The organism is Anaeromassilibacillus sp. An172 (assembly GCF_002160515.1).
Taxonomy (GTDB): Bacteria; Bacillota; Clostridia; order Oscillospirales; family Acutalibacteraceae; genus Limousia; species Limousia pullorum.
Window position 1 is genome coordinate 1 of the sequence record NZ_NFKS01000027.1, and the last position, 18,310, is coordinate 18,310.

The 18,310-nt window shown below is 40.2% G+C and carries 7 protein-coding genes; 4 read left to right on the forward strand and 3 right to left on the reverse strand.

Annotation, left to right across the window (positions count from 1 at the left end):
• Positions 1 to 197 precede the first annotated feature (197 nt).
• From B5F08_RS13770 to B5F08_RS11105, 3 genes are read right to left on the reverse strand one after another with little or no spacing between them, the layout of a single operon-like run.
• Positions 198 to 278 (reverse strand): NINE protein, encoded by an 81-nt coding sequence (locus B5F08_RS13770; RefSeq protein ID WP_442856076.1) that lies wholly within the window; start codon positions 276 to 278, stop codon positions 198 to 200.
• 50 nt (positions 279 to 328) lie between these two features.
• Positions 329 to 1,453 (reverse strand): NADAR domain-containing protein, encoded by a 1,125-nt coding sequence (locus B5F08_RS11100; RefSeq protein ID WP_087379345.1) that lies wholly within the window; start codon positions 1,451 to 1,453, stop codon positions 329 to 331.
• A 37-nt stretch (positions 1,454 to 1,490) separates the two neighbouring features.
• Positions 1,491 to 1,988, reverse strand: coding sequence for a hypothetical protein (locus B5F08_RS11105; protein WP_158096293.1), 498 nt, complete (start codon positions 1,986 to 1,988; stop codon positions 1,491 to 1,493).
• A 236-nt stretch (positions 1,989 to 2,224) separates the two neighbouring features.
• Between B5F08_RS11105 and B5F08_RS11110 the strand changes: the two genes are divergently transcribed.
• The 4 genes from B5F08_RS11110 (at position 2,225) to B5F08_RS11125 (ending at position 18,265) form a co-directional block, all read left to right on the forward strand.
• Positions 2,225 to 3,448: an AraC family transcriptional regulator gene (locus B5F08_RS11110; protein ID WP_158096294.1), complete on the forward strand. Its 1,224-nt coding sequence runs from the start codon at positions 2,225 to 2,227 to the stop codon at positions 3,446 to 3,448.
• A gap of 265 nt (positions 3,449 to 3,713) precedes the next feature.
• The gene (locus tag B5F08_RS11115; RefSeq protein ID WP_087379354.1) at positions 3,714 to 9,389 is read left to right on the forward strand and encodes an endo-alpha-N-acetylgalactosaminidase family protein; all 5,676 of its coding nucleotides are present in this window, start codon (positions 3,714 to 3,716) and stop codon (positions 9,387 to 9,389) included.
• 283 nt (positions 9,390 to 9,672) lie between these two features.
• Positions 9,673 to 17,505 (forward strand): InlB B-repeat-containing protein, encoded by a 7,833-nt coding sequence (locus B5F08_RS11120; RefSeq protein WP_087379357.1) that lies wholly within the window; start codon positions 9,673 to 9,675, stop codon positions 17,503 to 17,505.
• 412 nt (positions 17,506 to 17,917) lie between these two features.
• The gene (locus B5F08_RS11125) at positions 17,918 to 18,265 is read left to right on the forward strand and encodes a hypothetical protein (RefSeq protein ID WP_087379360.1); all 348 of its coding nucleotides are present in this window, start codon (positions 17,918 to 17,920) and stop codon (positions 18,263 to 18,265) included.
• Positions 18,266 to 18,310: the final 45 nt, after the last annotated feature.

The following is an 18,310-nucleotide window of genomic DNA, read 5'->3' on the forward strand; positions in this document are numbered from 1 at the left end:
GCTTTTATACAACTCATTTTTAACAACATCCATCTTTTGAGTTCTATTTAAGCTTTTTAATTATATCAAATTTAAAATAAAAGTCCTTAAAAGTTGTTATTTGACAATTTTTCCGTCTTTGTCTTTAAATTCTCCCACTATCAGCAAAAGTAAATCGGAAAGCCAGCCAAGGAAGAAAAAACCACCTGTTAAAAACATCAAAAACCGGATTTAACTCTTCCTACATACATTCGATGAATTCCGGCAATTCCAAAGAAAAACCAGAGGAACAAAGCCACCCAACGGCTGGGCAGTTTTCTGATTGTTTGGGCAAGAAATTAAATTGACACTAAACCTTTTTCTGTAATTTCAGTTCTTCTCGGATTTTCATGAGGATTTTTCCGAGGAGATTGTTTCCTTTGCCTGTCCTTGTATCAACGCCCCAGCAGGTATCTCCCCAGGTATTGCCTTCGATTATTGGAATTTCTCCGGTGGTGAGGAGTTTTTCTGCGATATCCGGATTTTGTAGAAATTTTGCACGTACAATTTCTTCCATGATCTCGGCTTTTACATCCTCCCAATCCGGTCTTAACTGCACCTGACGCCCCAGGCGTTTGGATTTATTGGAAGGGAGATTTATAAATTGCATTTTTTCCTCTTTTGTAAGGCATTTTTGTGCTTGGAATGCGGCTTCGGCGTTGAGAAAATGCAATCCCTTGTAATCAAGCTCAGACGGATAGAAGTTGCTGAGAAAATCGTATTCCTCACGGAAACGGTCGATGACTTTCGGAATTTTTCCGTTCTTTTTCAACAATTCCCAAACATCCTTTGTTACCATTCCTTTTGCAGATAAATCATAGCTGCGCAGCTTTTCTCTGAAAGCCGATGAGCTTATTGTGTCGAGCCAATCGGGAACGGTAAACACTGTGAAGGCGTCTTTATGAGCTGACAGGAAGGGATGATTTGAAATCACTGTTTCCGGCATTTCTCCTTGACGTTTTGCCACCATAATGCCGAATCTTTCTACAAACTCTTTGATACGGTGCCAGCGGGGGATAATATGGAGTTTATCACTGCCGGCAAGAAAAAGCACCTGACTTTCAGGATATTTTTCTTGTATTTTTTCCAGTGTTTCATAAGTAAAGCTTCTTTCGCCTTTTTGACGCTGAAGCTCACAGCTATCTACTGCCAAGCGTTTATCTCCGGAGCACATACTATTGAGAAGCTCTATGCGAAGTTCATCCGGCAAGGTTTCTTCCTTATGTCCTGTCTTAGCAAGCTTTTTTTCCACATACCAGAACGGTGTGGGAACAAATAATCCGAGCTGTGCCCCTGCTGCATCAACAGCGGCTTTCATAAGAGCTAAATGGGCGGTTGTAGGCGGATTAAACGAACCGCCCAGCACCACGATTTTTGATTGATTTTCTTTATTGTAATTTGAAAAGCCGCAAGAGGATATTACTTTTGTTTCCATTTTGACAGCCTCCTTTCTATATAAAATAAATAATAAACTAATTTTTAAATTCAACTATACGTTGTGTGTTTTTGTAACAGGATACTGTTACTTCATCGGTTTCTTTAAGATTATTATAGTCGTTTCCTGAGATTCTAAAGCGGTATGCTGTGCCGTTTGAATCTAATCCACGGAGATAATAATGCTGTCTCCAGATAAATTTTATTGATGGACTGCGGTCTATACTGCAATTATATAATGTAATGGTTTCAGTGCCTGCTATTATATCCTTAAATATATCGGCGGATTTAAAGACGGCTACAAAACATAATATAATGAATACGAATATAACCAGTATGGATTTTAAATATTTTTTTGATTTAAAGACGGAGGGCAAGGATTTTCCTATAGCCACTGCCAAAATAATCATAAGTAAAACGGTAAAAAATTCCTTGAGCAAAACTAATTGCCCAGTTTCAGGAATAAAAATACTGGAAAGTAAACATACAACCGTAATAAATAAAATTATTATATAAAACAATTTTTTCTTTGTCATTTTTTCACCTGCAAATATTTTCATATATTATATATCTTTGAAACGATTGTATCATAGGTGATAATGCCGGTCAACTATAACAGGTTGCTTTTACTGTAATTTCCATTGACGTGTAATTTTTCTAACTGTAAAATAAAAATTGATATTGCTTTGTGTTTGAAAATAATTGTACTTGTGTTCCAATAAAAGTTAATGCATAATTTATTTATAGGTTAGTTTATACAAGGGTGATGGGTTTGGATAATAATTATGACGTATTTTCAGGGCTGGAATTGCTCTATAATTCTACAGGATGCTATGTGTCTGTATATGACAAAGAGAGCAAAGATTTTGTATGGAGCTGTTCTGAAGAATTTAATGTATTTTTCCGTGAGGCCATAGACAGACCATATGTAATATTTAACGATTCGCCGACAACATTTTTTATAAACAGCTTTGAGCTTGTGGGAGGATTTAACTATTCAAAAGACGGAAAAACATATACGGTTATAGTAGGTCCTGCATTCGTAACGGACCCGTTTTCGGATTTACGTATTATAGGAAAAACATTGTATTTTGTAACGGGCGGCGACACACAGAAGCTTAAAAATTATCTTTATGTTTCAAAGATAACGGATAAAAAAGGTTTTAATGCTGACTTACTTATGTGTTACTATTTGCACACAGGAAAGAAAATCTCCAAGAGTGTGGAAGAAAGCACTGTAGTTGTGGATATTAACAAAGACATAATTCAAAAGTTGTTTGACATGAGAGAAGAAGAGAAAAAGGATTATTTTTCTTTTGAAAGACAAGAGCTTTTACTGTCTGCCATATCTTCAGGAAATCTGGAGAACACGAAAAAGCTTTGTACTTCTTTTTTGAATTTCTCTGCTTTTAAAAGGTGTGAAGACAATCTGATGTCAAGTAAGTTTCGTTTTATAGCTGCTATGCTTCTTGTGAACAGGCAAGCTGTTATATTTGGAGTAGACGAAACAAAAGCTGCCGCCATATACAAGGAGTTTTGCAGAAAAGTATATGCTTCGGAAAGAGAATGGGAAATAAAGGAAATCTTTTTGAAAGTGGCAATGGAATATACAAAAAGCATAAGCGAGTCACAAATATACAAGGTCAATATTCATGATGTTAATCCGGTGGTTATAAAAGCTGTAAACTATATAAGCCAGCATTTGCATAAGGATTTAACCGTTGCAGAGATATGCTGTTATTGCGGTGTAAGCGAATCTTATTTGCGTGTACGTTTCAAGCATGATATCGGAAAGAGTATAGTAGAATATGTTACTGAACAAAAAATTGAAGAAGCAAAAATGCTTTTAAAATATACCAATTACAGTCTTTTGGAAATATCTGAATATTTGTCTTTTTCCTCTCAGAGTTATTTCACTACAGTGTTTAGAAAAAATTGTGGACAAACACCGACAGAGTATAGAAATCTCTTAAAAAATAGTCGAAATTCAAAATAGCAAATTGAAAATTGAAAGAAGCATAGCTGCTTGTATGTTAGAATAAACGTACAGGCAGCTTTTATTTTACGGATGAATTTAAAAGCAATAGAGTTTGAAGAATTATTCTTTAAACTTGTTAAAAGGATAATATATAAAAAGAAAAGAGGGATGGTTTTTAATTGTCTATTTAAAACAAATCTGTAAGTGAAGAGGTGATTTTGAGTTTACTATTATAGGTTGAAAGAAGTAAAAGGAACATTTTAATGTATTGGAGGTTAAAAAAATGAAACGAATAGTAAACAGAGGTCTTGCTGTTCTGTTGTCGGTTATTATGCTTGTAGGAATAATCCCTGCCGGTATATCATCGGCAGCTGCGGCAGATACCGGCAAATGGAAATTTGCTGAATGGCCTACAGGAGCTCCTGTAGAAGCTCAGGACGGCTGGATAACACCGGACGAGGACGGAAACGGATTTGTCCTTGATTTTGAAAAAGTTATAGCTGACAGAACTGACGGAGGAGACAGCACAAGCATAGTTTTGTACGACTCTGAAGCAGAGCCTTATAAAAACAGCATATTAGAATTCGACATTACTCAGGAGTCCGAAAAGTGGCCTGACTTTTTCAATGTTGGATTCTTCTCACGTTTTGATATTACAGACAACGTGCTGAACTGCGATGGATTTGCAGTTGATACACCGGAAAAAATTCAGCATAGCGCAGCCACAAACGGTCAAGAGGGATGGGCTAATGTTGATAATCTTGCCGGTTACAATTTTGAAACAGGTAAAACACACCATGTAAGAATTGAAACCTATAACGATACTATAACAGTATATGTAGGAAATGGTGCTGAGCAAAAGAAGCTCACTTCCTTTACATCTTCTTCATCAGTACAGGAAGGCGGATACGGTTTCCGTATTTGGAGAGGAGCAAAAACAATTACTGTTGACAATATCGTAAGAAAAGATTTTTCAAAGTCATACTTGCTTGAAAACGAAGCCAAGATTATGGATTCACAGTGGACAACTGCAAGCGTTGATATTCCGGTTGCTCTTAAAGAGGGCGACAATGTGGCATCAATAAATGACGGAACAATGGATTTGACTCCGGGAAGCCACTACAGCATAGCTGATGGAATTATCAATATCACACCTGACTATATGAAAAATTTGGGAACAGTAAGTGAGGTTACTCTTACAGTTAATTTTGAACAGGGTGATAAAGATACATTTAAGCTTATTCGTCAAGGCGAGGATGACGGCGGATGGAAATTCTATCGTCATAATGCTACAGAACCTTTTGAAAGCCAGGAAGGCTGGATAAATGTATTAAACGGCGGAAGCAAAGTAGTTATTGACTACGATAAGCTTATTACAGATACAGGTGAGCAGGGATTGGTTATTCTTAATGAGAGTGCTCCACAGTATCAGGATAGTATACTGGAATATGACCTTACATTTACTAATCCTAATGACGGTACATGGATAACTACTGCCCCTGTTGTAAGAGGATATGACGGTGCAAACTATGAGGGCTTTGCTATAACTCAGGGCACAGGACTTGAACGTACAGGTCGTCTTAACGGAAGCGAAAGCTATGCAGGTATAGACAATAAGCTGGGTATTTCATTTGAGTACAACAAAACCTATCATTTCCGTATAGAAACAATAGGCAACCATATTACAGTTTATCTTACAGTTGACGGCGAAGAGAAAAAACTTACAGAATTTGACAGCCCAATAGGACTTGAAAAGGGTACATATGGTTTCCGTATTTGGCGTGGCGGAAAAACTATCACACTTGATAATATAAAGCGCACAGAGATTATCACATCTAAGTTTGAAAACGGTATTCTTCAGGTTAATAAAGACGACTGGGGAAAAACTGATGTAACAACAAATGTATCCTTCGGTACAGGTGACTCTATTAAGACAATTAAAAACGGTGATACAGTTCTTGAAAACGGCAAGGATTACACAGTTGAAGGCAATGTATTTACTCTTAAGAAGGAATACGTAGCCACACAGTCAGGAAACTTCAGACTTCAGGCAGAGTTTGCTATGGGCAGTAATGTTGCATTATGGGTTATGAAGTTTGACCCTGATAATGCCCAGGAATACACATGGACTCCTGACCAGGGTATGGACATGTGGAAGAAAATGGAGGGCGACGGAACCTTTGAGATGACAGAGGACGGAAAAGCACTTCATATTAAAGGAAACAATCTCCTTGTAAACGAGCTTGCACCAATCGCTGCAAACGGTGAAATTGAAATGACATTTGATATTTTGCAGGACCCGAAAGGTTACGACGCAGGTGCAGTATTCCGTACAGATGATATATTAGGCAACTGGCAGGGTGTTGTCAGCAACGATACTCTCAATGCAGAAGGCCTTTGGGATTTCATGAGTAACGGAAGCGCAACCCGTATAGTTTGGGACGGCGGCAGAAATATGAGCCGTAACGGCATAATAGACATAAAAGTAAAAATCCGTTATGTTGATAATTCCATGACAATTTGGCTTGATGACCAGTTTGCACACACAGCAAAGATGACCCAGTCAGAGCCGGGCGTAGGCGGAATGGGTATATTTGTAGGCGACCAGGGCGATCTTTTGCTCAAGAAAGTTGTATTCCGTGAGGTTGTTCCTTATCAGGAGGCAGAGGGTGAGCGTGAACCTGTAACAATCGAAAACGACGGATTGTCAGTTCGCCTTGACAGCGACTTCCCACACGTTATCGACTATACCCTTAACGGAAAAGTTATGAATGGTTCTGAGCTTCGCTATAACTATGTAACAATCAATACAACAGATTATAAAGCAACAGCTGAAATCACAGAGCAGACAGAAAATTCTATAACATACCATGTTACACCTCAGGGTATTGACGTGCCATTTGATGTAGTATTTACAGTTAAGGAAGACCAGGTTGTTGAAATGCTTATCAAGAATATTGATGAGAGCAATGTTACAGTAAATTCAATCGGCTTCCCGGCTCAGCCTTTGATTTCTGCAAACAGTGCTCAGGCTGACGCATCTCTTGACGCTGCTTGGGTAAATGAAAACAGCAGAAGCATTGTTGACCTTCACGAAACAATCGGAGATAAAAATGTTTCTACAGTAGCTCCATTCTCTGTAAACACTCCGTATATTTCAGCAGACGGACTTTCAGCTTCAATGTTTAACAACTGCTATCTCGGTGGTGAAGAGTTTATTTACCGTGGTTTTGAACTTCCAAACGGCGAAGAGTCAGTAGGTGTTTGGAATCAGGACTTCATGTACAGAGGCGTTGACGGAGAAAAGATTCTTCCGTTCCCATCAGAGCCTGATGAAAATGATTTGTACTGCCGTATAGTTATCACAGAGGACAACAACGGCGATGGTATTGCTAATTGGCAGGACGGCGCAAATGCACTTAGAAAGCTTACAAAGAATATGGTTCCTGGCAGTGATGACGCAGCAAGAAGCTTCTTCCATGTTGGTTATAACTTCGCCAGCGGCGTACAGCAGCCATTCCTCAAGGTTGCCGACAACATGAAGCGTCTTTCAAACTATATTGACGGATTCAGTCAGCAGCTTATCTTCAAGGGCTATGCAAACGAAGGACATGACTCTGGCCATGCTGACTATTCAGATATAAATGAGCGTGCAGGCGGAGCAGAGGATTTTGCAATTGCTATTGCTGAAGCAGACAAAATAAATTCTAACTTAGGTATTCACATTAACGTTCACGAAGCTTATCCGGAAGCTAAGATGTATGATGATTATGTAATGAGCGATTTGCTTACATGGCACTGGATGGATCAGGCAAAAGCTATCCGACGTTATGTATTTATGCTGACAGGCGGCTTCGATTCAGAAATAGACGGACTCTTTGAGCAGGTTCCTGATTTGGATTTCATATATGTTGACTGCTGGGGCGAAGACCGTTGGGGCGAGAAGAAGCTCATCGGTACACTTCTTGACCACGGCGCAGAAATGTTTGTAAACGAGAATGCTGCTGACTTTATGCGTTTCGGTGCTTGGGTACATTCAACTGCTAACAACAGCCAGATTCATCAGTTTACATACAACTCACAGAAAGACATTTATCCGGGAAGCTCAATTTACTGGGGCGGCTACAGCCGTGCAGCTTCCATGATGTCATGGCAGCACAACAACAATATCAATACTCTTGTTGAGCAGTTCTATACTAACCAGCTTCCACAGAAATACCTTATGTGCCATGAGGTACAGCGTGTAGCTGACGGAGTAGGTTATTTCTCAGACAATATTACATCAGGAAATTACACAATTACAAAGGACGGCAAAAAGCTTACAGACGGTAACGGTAAAATCTTTATTCCTTGGTACGATGAGGATACAAGCGTTGACCGCAACCCGGACGAAGCAGCAAAGATTTATCACTGGAATTCAAACGGCGGCAAGACAACATGGGATCTTCCGGACTCATGGAGCGATGTAACAACAGTTTACCTTTACAGAGCAACTCAGGACGGCAAAACAGATGAGACACCTATAAAGGTTGAAAACGGTCAGGTTACAATAGACGCTAAGGCTAAGACACCTTATGTTCTCTATAAGGAGCCACAGGAAGCTGACGTAACAGACTGGAGCGTTGGCAGCGAACTTAAGGACACAGGATTCAACAGCCGTGATTTCTCAATCTGGCAGAACAGCGGAGACGCTGATATCTACTACGAGGACGACGGAAACGGCGTTTCTATCCTCAACATCAAGGGCTCTGAAGAGGGTCAGGTAAGCCAGACAATGGAAGGCCTTGTTCCTGGACAGAAATACAGAGTTGTAGTTCATGCAGGAGTGGAGAACGGCAAAACTGCACGTCTTACAGTTGACACAGGAACAAACACATATGAAAACTATCTTGAAAAGGTAGGAATGACCAACCAGTACTTTGACAGCTATGTTAAGGGCAAGAACATGCAGAGAATGTGGGTTGACTTTGTTGCAGAAAGCGACACAGCAACAGTTACACTTTCCGGTGACGCATGCGAAAGCGCAGACGGAAAGACCACATTTATGGAAACTCGTATTGTAAAGACAGCAGAGCCTGACCTCCCAGAGGGTTATGTTGCAAATGAAACATTCGAGTATGTTGAGCAGGGCGCTTATGGCATATTCAATCCTGAGCGTTCCGCAGACGGTGTTCCTCACCTTTCAGAAACACACAGACCATATACAAACGATACAATCACAGGTGATTGGTCACTTAAATTGTACGGTCATTATGGTCAGGGCGACGTAACAGTACGCACAAGCCCGGCAACAATGCGCCTTGAGCCTAACACAACCTATACAGTTGAGTTTGATACTCTCGGCAACGGTAAAGTATACATCCAGTCCGAAGCAGACGGAAACGACAAGGTTCTTGAAGAATCATACAGCGCAGGACATCACAAGTATACATTTACAACAGGTGACAAAAATGACTATATCGCACGTATTGAGCGCAGCTCCGTACTTGATAACTTCAAAGTATATCTCACCGATGAGGTTACAGAGGTTACAGGTATAGATATAGAGAATAAAGAAATCGAAATGAGCGTAGGCGATACACTTACACTCAATCCAACAATTCAGCCAGTAGAGGCAAACAACAAGCAGGTTGTATGGAATACAGATGAAAACGATATCGTTTCTGTAGACCAGACAGGAAAGCTCGTAGCAGTTGCAAAGGGAACTACAACAATCACAGGAACAACTGTTGAGGGCGGTTATACAGTTACTGTTACAGTTACAGTTACCGATAAAGAGTATGCTAAGGGCGACGTAAACCACGACGGAGTTCTTAATATCGATGACGTAACATTGGTACAGCAGTTCCTGGTAGAGCTTAATCCTGACAACTTTGATCAGACACTTGCAGATATGAATGATGACGGTGTAATCAATATTATTGATGCAACTCTGATACAGCTCGCTATAAAAGCTTAAAAAACTACTTTTAGTTCTAATTATAACTCCTTTTTCTAACAATCAATGGCGGTTACTTTTCAGTAACCGCCATTGGTGTCTTTTTAACTGATTGTGTATTTTTCACAAATTCATACAAAGAACACTTAAAAAACACTTGCTGTTTTGTAATTTGCACCAAAATACTTGTTTTAACATTACAATTTTGTAAGGTTGGCGGTTTTGGCATTTTTTTATGTTATAATTAACATAAAGGTTTATTGTAAAATAATAAATCTAATTCTAAAAAAGAGGAGGAAATGACATGAAAAAACGATTGTTGAGTGTATTCTTGTCAGTATGCTTGCTGTTTTCAGCGATTCCGCTGAGCGCTGCTACTGCTTCTGCCGCAACAGGGGCGCTGCTGGGTGATGCAGACGGAAGCGGCAAAGTAGACTTACAGGACGTATACGCAATGGAAGCTCACATCGACGGAGAAACACCCGAGGGGTTTAACTCTGAAAACGCTGATGTGAACAAAGATGGAACCATAGACAACAACGATGTCAGTTTGGTAAAAGAGTATTTGGCAGGAAATATTCAGCTGACAGATGATCTGTGTACCATTACATTCAATACCGACGGAGGCGGAGAAATTTCTCCGGTTAAAGTCGGCAGGGGATATGAGGTAATACAGGAAATTCCTTCCCCTGCAAAACAGGGTCATATCTTTACAGGTTGGGTAATTGAATCCACAGGAGAACCATTTTACCAGTCTACCCCTATTACACAGGATTTAACAGTAAAGGCTACCTATGAGGCTATGGAATCTACAGAAGAAGTGTATATAGATTCCTTTGCTTTGACTGACCAGCAGCCGGACTTATCTTTTGACATTACAGCGTCCGGAATGACAGCTGATCAGGTTAAGGGAGCATTGACTCTGAGTATTAAGGATAATACAGATCCCGTTGAACTTGCGGTAACCGATGACGGTGACGGCACTTTTACGGTAAAGGCAAAAGATGGATTTACCCCCGGTGCTTCTTATGAAATGACTCTCGGAGAGGGCATGACTTTCACCGATAAGGATTCACGCTATAAGAAGGTTGCGTTCACCATTCATAAGGAAGAGGTGGATAACCTTAAATTTAAAGACAGTGTAATCTTTATAGAAGATACCGATAGTCTGAACTATATGATGTTGGACGATGAGGGAAACATAGTGGAAACCGTTGAAGTTCTTGATATGCCTATAATACATGACAACACGGTAAATCAGTATACTTCCGGATGTATGGCGAACAGTGCAGTAAGAGATCTAAAGGCCGGAGATATTGTATGTTTCTATACCGGAACTGACCCGAGGGAAAAGGATTATACAGAGGATATTGACGATAACGGAACTGTAGCCTATGTAAGAATAACCGATAGAACAGATTATGGTTTTAAATACTTTGAGGCTTTAGGCGAGGAAGATATAGTTGATTTGCTTCAGATTCCTGATTCTATTCCTTATAAGGTTGAACAGCTGCCAACAGGTAACGGTACAGTAAGTATAAACGAATTTGACAATGTAGCGAGAAGCTATCTTGGCTTAGAGGGAAATCCTCAGTTTGCCAAAGATGATTTGCTGATTTTCTATACAGGTGAATTTGCCGATGTAATGGCAAACTTTGAAAATCTTGAAAACTATGACAAAGTGGCTTTCGCTAAGGTTACCGGAACTGCAAGTGAAAACACTGTAAATTATGAGATTATTCAGTACAACGATATAGAAAATCTTGTTAACAGCGATCTGTATATAAGCGATCCCGTTAACATGAATGAGTATATAAGCGATGAGGATAAAGCAGAGCTGGAAGCCGACATAAAACAGCAGGCTGTGGAAAGCGGTTTTGTAGACGAAGCCGTACAGGCTATGTCGGATAATGCTTTGCAGTCTGAAAGCGTTAAGGAAGAAATGCTTGAAGCAGGCTTTTCCGAAGCTGAGATAAGCACTCTGGCTGCCGCTGGAGCAGGAGGATCTTCAAGAGTTAGGTATGAGGTTGAAGACATCAATCCTTATGTAGATGTTGACGTAGGAGATCGCTATGAAAATGGCGTTGGAGTAAGTCTCGGTGTTTCGGCGGTTTTGGCAATAACGAAAAAAATGGATTCAACAAGGGAAATATCGGTGAAAATCGAGATGAACGCTTCCTTTGAGGAGCAGGTTGCCATTGATGTTAATGTTGATGTACAGGCAAAATGGAAAGTAATAGTTCTCAAAGAGCTCAGCGTAAACGCTTCCTTTGACCTGAAGAATTATACTTCCGCTTCAATTTCCGTAAAAGTATATACTGTTCAGAATACAAAAATACCGAAGTGGAATGCTCTTAGAAATACCACAGATATTTCTGATCCTGTAAACAAATTGACTGCGGAAAGATTGGACGAAATAAACAAGCTGGCTGTTAAGGCGAGAAAATTCGCTAAAACCGTGGAAGAAAAGGAAGAAATGCTTGCCCAGATGCAAAGCCTTTATGACAGCCTTCCAAAGGTAAGTGTTGACGGTCAGGAATATACTATTCAAGCCTTGCAGGAAGAGCTTGGAATGACCGATGTAAGCTCAGAGTTTGAGGATTTGCTTGAGGCGGAGGACTATGAAAGCAATAAAGTAGGTATTGAACAGCTTATGAACAAATATACCGAAATGCTCAACTCCGAAGCCGGCTGGATTCAGCTTTTGAATAAGCCTCTCGTGCAAAAATCCTTCTACATTAAGGTAATTGAAATAAGATTTACTGTAAGTGCAATAATAAGTGCAAACCTTAATATGACAGCAGGCGCTGACCTTGAGTATGAAATAGGAAAACGCTATTGCTTCTGGTTAAATATCTTTGCGGGAACCACGGGTTCCAGTGAACTTGATTTGCTTGACGAGCGTTTCGGATTCCAGTTCTATATTATGGGTGCGGCAGGATTAAGAGCCGGTGCAAAGCTTGATGTTGCTGTGGGTGTTATCAGTACGAAAATAGCGAGCGTAGGCGTAAATGTGGAAGCAGGCCCATATGTGAAGCTGTACGGCTATTTTATCTACATATTCACCAAGGAACGACCTGCCGGTACGTCCCAGTGGGAAGAAAATGAAGTAACAATGGGTGCCATATATGTGGAAGCCGGTATATACGTCATAGTTAATTTTAAGGCGTCGCTGTTTGGAGATGCGGTAAAATACGAACCTAACCTGTATTCCGGAGAATTTCCGTTCCTAAAGGTTGGTTTAGACCAGCACCCTTATGATTTCTCCTTAAATGACAAGACGTCGGATTTATTCTATGTACTTGACTCGGATTATAATTCTACAAACGGCATAACAATGTCGCTGCCGGAGATTTACAGAACAATGAAGGTTATGAACCTTAAAACCGGTGAGCGTGAACTAAAGGCGTTTGACGGAAATTGCTTTGTTGCAAGCTTTACAAATCCGTGCTTCTCCATGGACAGTAATACTGGTATAATTTCCGTGGACAGATCAAAGGCCACTGACCCTAATACCCGTTATGAAAGAGGATATATGAGGCTTTCGTGGAAGCTTGGCAAGCTTGCTTTCAGTGATTATGATATAAGCATAACGGTTCCGATAGTTTGGACAAACCTAAGCTCCAGCGAAATGGCACAGAAATTCACCGCCTCTGTTGTAGTGGGAAATGACACAGAGGGCTGGAAAAAGGTTTGGAACCAGCAGTATACAAGAATAGAAACCTTTGATTTGCCTTCACAGGAAGAAATTCTTGACATTATAAACTACGACGGTTTCACTGAAGAATCCGGAAACAATGTAAAATATGACGGTACAGGATTCTACCGTGACACAGAAACTACAGAGCTTTCTATTTCACGTGATACAACATTTTATTATGAAATTCCGTTGAAAAAGTATTCTATTACGGTTAATGATGTTCAGACTTCAACGGGAAGTACAGAAATAAGAACGTATACAACAACTTACGGAAATCCGTTTGTTGAGCTTGTAGGTTTACAGTCAACGGGAGCTGATAACAAAAAGGATAATATTTACAGTACTTTTGACAAAATTACATACACACAACAAGGAGAAGTTCAGGAGTTTCCGCTTGATACTGTTGTAGATATGAGCTTCTTTAAGAAATTCCCAGGGGAAGCTAATGTTTACGCAAATTATATTGATGATTCAAGAATTGCAACCTTTGAGTTTGTGGGAATAGGAGATATTGAACCTTTGAAAGTTCCTTTCAGAAAGGGAGATATTCCTACTTCAGATGAGCTGTCAAGCTATATTAAGCAGCACGGCGGTGAAAACGTATCAATAGTAAGCGTAACACCGGAGATCACAAATTCAGACAGCTCAATAACATATATGGTTGTCTGCAAGCCTGACTCAAATGAACCGAAGTATACAGTAAACTTCAAGATACTGCCATCGGAATACGGACAGGAAGCACCGGAAATAAAATCGGCACAGTATTTGGAGGGCTCTGTAATATTTAGACCATCTGTATCTTCTATTACGGACGCATCCTTTGACGGCTGGTATAAAGATGAAGCCTGCACACAGCCCTTTGATTTCAGTACCGAACGTATGCCCGGCAACGACATTACCTTGTACGGCAGAGTTGTGTCATGGCTTACTAATATCTATTTCTACAACGGAAGCACTCTTGTTGAAAAGAGAGGCTTGCCGATGGGAGCAAAATTCGGAGAAATGCCGAAGGTGACAGGTTTGACAGAAACACAGCGTCTTGTTGGCTGGTATGATAAAGATGGTAAGGCTTATGATTCTTCAAGCATTGTAATACAAACAGGGGATTATTTCCTTTATGCAAAAATAGGTGAAAAACTTAAGACTGATTTATCCCCTGATGATTTTGAGGTTCAAACCAGAAAATATAACGGATATATGGGTCCAAGTATATATAGTTGGGGACCTACTGTACAATCTAAACTTAAAGATGTAATGAATTCAGAGGAGACCAGAGCTGCATGGAGAATTAACGGTGCCCCGCCTGAAGTTGAATGGAAAGACGTAGGTTCTATGCTGGATGAAGACCATATGGCTTGGCCTATAGACGCAGGTTATTATGATGTACGTATCACATACCCGGGAAATGAGGATTATTTACCTGTTGAAATTTATTTGGAGAATCATTTGGTAGTCCAAAAGTGTGAAATATATCAAAGAGGAAACGCATTAGAGCAACCCGGTGTGCAGATTAACGGAAACACCATGGATGTTTTTTATCCCGGCAACTTCTTTAATTATAATGACGAACATTCCTATAAGACCGGAGCTATGGGTACTGTAAACTGTGATATCAGATATATGGGAAAAGACACCGGTATGAAAAAATGGAAAACAATAGTAAGTGAACTTCCATGGACAAATGGAGAAAGCAAAATGCTCAGCGTTGACATGACCAACTTCCCGTATAACGACTGCTTCAGAGATGGTGAATATGTATATATTTATGTATTTGTTTCTTTTAACGAGGGCAGAAACTATTTGGGCGGTACATGTCCCGGAGTAACTGTCATGCACGATACTTCCAGAAACCGTGCTTCCTTCAGTGTTTCTTCATTAGGCGGATTATTTACATCAATGTCTGAGTCTATCGACAGCTTGACAGCACAGGCAGTAAATAATAATGAAGCTGCAAATCAGACAGAACCTAATAACGGTAACCAGGCTATGGTTATTACAGGAGATAATGTAAAAACTGTTCCGGGTACAAGCTTTAGTGTTACTTATAAAGTAAATGACAACTCAGGAATCTGGGGACTTTGGGAAAACATAAACTTTGAAGATACGCCTTTCGAGATGGCAGGCTATAACGTGGGCAATGTATTCCCGAAAAACGGATTTACAATACAGAGGGATTGGAGCAAAAAGAATATAAACTTTGTTGCTACAAACGGAACACGCACAGACACGGTTGAAAATGGAGACCTTATTACAATGTGGTTCTGGGTACCGGATGATACCGAGTACGGAACCTACACAATCGATATGAAAACATTGCAGGCTATTAATGCAGAAAATGCTATTAAGCCTATATCTGACACTGTGGTTACAGTAGAAATTGTGAGTCCTGAAAGCTTTACTGCCGAGATGCCGAAAATTACAAAGAATTTAGAGAATATAAGCTATCTCCAGTCAAGTGAAAGACCGATTTCAGATTTGAGCGTGTCTGCCGTTGTAAACGACGGAGGAACCTTGAGCTATCAGTGGTATGAAAATACCTCCAACAGCACAGAGGGCAGCCAGCCTATAGAAGGCGCAACCGACCCGACATTTACACCGCCAACGGATGAAGTGGGACCTTCCTACTATTACTGTGTGGTTACAAACACACTTGAAACAGTGGCAGGTACAAGAACTGCAAGTGTAAATTCACTGATTTCAAGAGTAGATATAATTGACAGTGAAAAAACAATCACCTTCGATCCTAACGGTGAAGGTGCATATGTAATGGGAGGAGATAAGTTAACCACAGAATTTGGTAGAGTATTAATGCCAAGGAGTGCATGGAGAGATGATTATACCTTTATTGGTTGGTTTACGGAAAGAGAAGGCGGAGAAGAGCTTACTCCTGATACTGTTCACTATGAGGACACAACATACTACGCACACTGGGATTATACACCTAAGATAGTTGATGCAGAGAAACCTTATGTTTCAAGCAACTTTAAACCGGTGACAGCAAACAAAGGAGACGAACCGGGAGAACCATTTGAAGTAAGTGCGGAGATAAAAGACGGAGGAACTCTTTCTTACCAGTGGTATGTAAATACAGAGGACAGTACAGAGGGAGGAACTCCTGTAGAGGGTGCCACAGAAAAAACATTTTATGCTCCTACTGATAAAGTTGGTGTTTTCTACTACTATTGCGTTGTAACAAATACTAACCCGAATGTAACCGGTGAAAAATCAGTTTCCAATGTTTCCGATACGGTACAAGTAACAATACACGTTGGATATATTACGGTTACACTGGACGGTAACGGAGGTAATCCTGATGTTGAAAGTGTGAAGACTAATGTAAACGGCAATCTTCAATATTTGCCGTCAGCAAGACGTGACGGTTATATGCTGTCCGGCTGGTCCACAAAGAAAGACGGCTCAGAGCCTGTTACAACCGATACAGTATTTATGGATTCGACAACTATTTATGCTGTCTGGAGTGAGGATGCAATTACACCTGTTATTACATCACAGCCGGAAGACTTAGAGATAAAAGCAAATGAAGAATTCCTCATAACTTTTACTACTGATTTCGGACCTCAGAGAGATGGTTATGATGTAACCTATCAGTGGTATGAAAATACCGAGGACAGCAATCAGGGCGGAACTCTTATTGAAGAATTTGACAGTAATTATTATGAAGGTCAAATACCGTACGCCTGTGAGAAGTACTACTATTGTACGGTAACGGTTACAGATGAAAAGCTTATAGGAAACAAGACTGCTTCCGTAACTACAGAGCCTGCAAAAGTCACTGTCACAAGCTCTCCTACAGGACACTTGGTAACTGTAAATAACGGTTCCGGTGACGGTCAGTTTGAACCGGGTGAAATTGTTGAAATTTATTCCGATTCTCCGGGAGCTTCAAGAGAATTTGTAGGCTGGACTGTAACAAGCGGAAATGTTGAACTCGAGGATGCCAGTGAAAGATTCACTTCCTTTGTAATGCCTGACGAAGATGTAGTTGTAACAGCTGTCTATAAAGAAAATCATATCCATGAACTGACACTTGTTCCGGCAAAAGAACCAACCTGCACAGAAGATGGCAACAAGGAATATTATGTTTGCAATGGCTGTGAAAAATGGTTTGAGGATGAGGAAGGAACAGTTGAAATTCTTGATAAGGACAGCGTGATTATACCTACAAAGGGACATAATTACGAAGACGGAGCATGTACAGTCTGCGGAGAACTTGACCCGAAATACAGCATCGGCGATGTTGATATGGACGGTACAGTAACTATCAAAGACGCTACTTTGATTCAGATTTATGTTTCAAAGGTTAAATTTGATTCCGTATTCAGTAAGGCCTTGGCAGACGTAAACAGAGATAAAAAGATAACTGTATACGATGCTACTTTAATACAGGTTGATGTTGCCAAGAGAGGTAACGAATAACTTAAAAATTTCAGTTTAGCAAGTAATTGTCAACTGAATAATTAAATAAAGGGACTGGCGAATTTACAATTTGCGTCAGTCCCTTTAAATTTTTTATTGACTTTTAAATATAAAGTAGTATAATAATAACGTAAACATTTACCAAGTGAAGTTTACGTATAGTATTTTCAAAATTGCATTGAGTTGGCTAAGAAGTTATTCAGTAGCCGGGTCAGTGCGTCATTTTTTAGGTTTTACACTGCGCTCCGGCAACAGGGCGCAGTTTTTTGCGTCTTGGCTGAATTTTCTCAGCCGGGTGGAAACGGCTCAGAGTTTTTCCACAGGGACGCATTGCCGCTGAATACAGTGCGGGACGGTACCCTATAACCAAAAGAAAATGCAAAATGAAAATACTTATCGGAGGTAAATGTTTATGAAAATGAATTATAATGCTGTATCCTGTGAAATCACACTCTCTAACAATTTTTACGCCGTATCCCATGTTCCCTGCGATTACCAGAATGATGTAATCGGTTACGGTGTGTGCCGTTTTATTATGAAGTCAAACGATATTCGCAGACACTGCGTGTTTCAGAGCTGGAAGCTCCGTGTGTCAAAAGGAAAGGAACGCAAAAGCCATCGTTTCTTCTATACAATTCCTGCAGTTCTTGCAGAGCTTCCCGGACAGTGGATTCAGATAAGCGGAACTATAGACCCAAACGGAGTGACGCTAAAAAAGGCGGAAATCTTTTCCCAGCATCCCTGTTTTAACAAAAGATAAATCAAGCCGGTTCAATCTGTGTAATGCAGAGAGAACCGGCTTTTT

Coding starts and splice junctions, on each gene's coding strand:
- B5F08_RS11100 (WP_087379345.1), bottom strand. CDS start 1,453: ATGGAAACAAAAGTAATATCCTCTTGCGGCTTTTCAAATTACAATAAA.
- B5F08_RS11105 (WP_158096293.1), bottom strand. CDS start 1,988: ATGACAAAGAAAAAATTGTTTTATATAATAATTTTATTTATTACGGTT.
- B5F08_RS11115 (WP_087379354.1), top strand. CDS start 3,714: ATGAAACGAATAGTAAACAGAGGTCTTGCTGTTCTGTTGTCGGTTATT.
- B5F08_RS11120 (WP_087379357.1), top strand. CDS start 9,673: ATGAAAAAACGATTGTTGAGTGTATTCTTGTCAGTATGCTTGCTGTTT.
- B5F08_RS11125 (WP_087379360.1), top strand. CDS start 17,918: ATGAAAATGAATTATAATGCTGTATCCTGTGAAATCACACTCTCTAAC.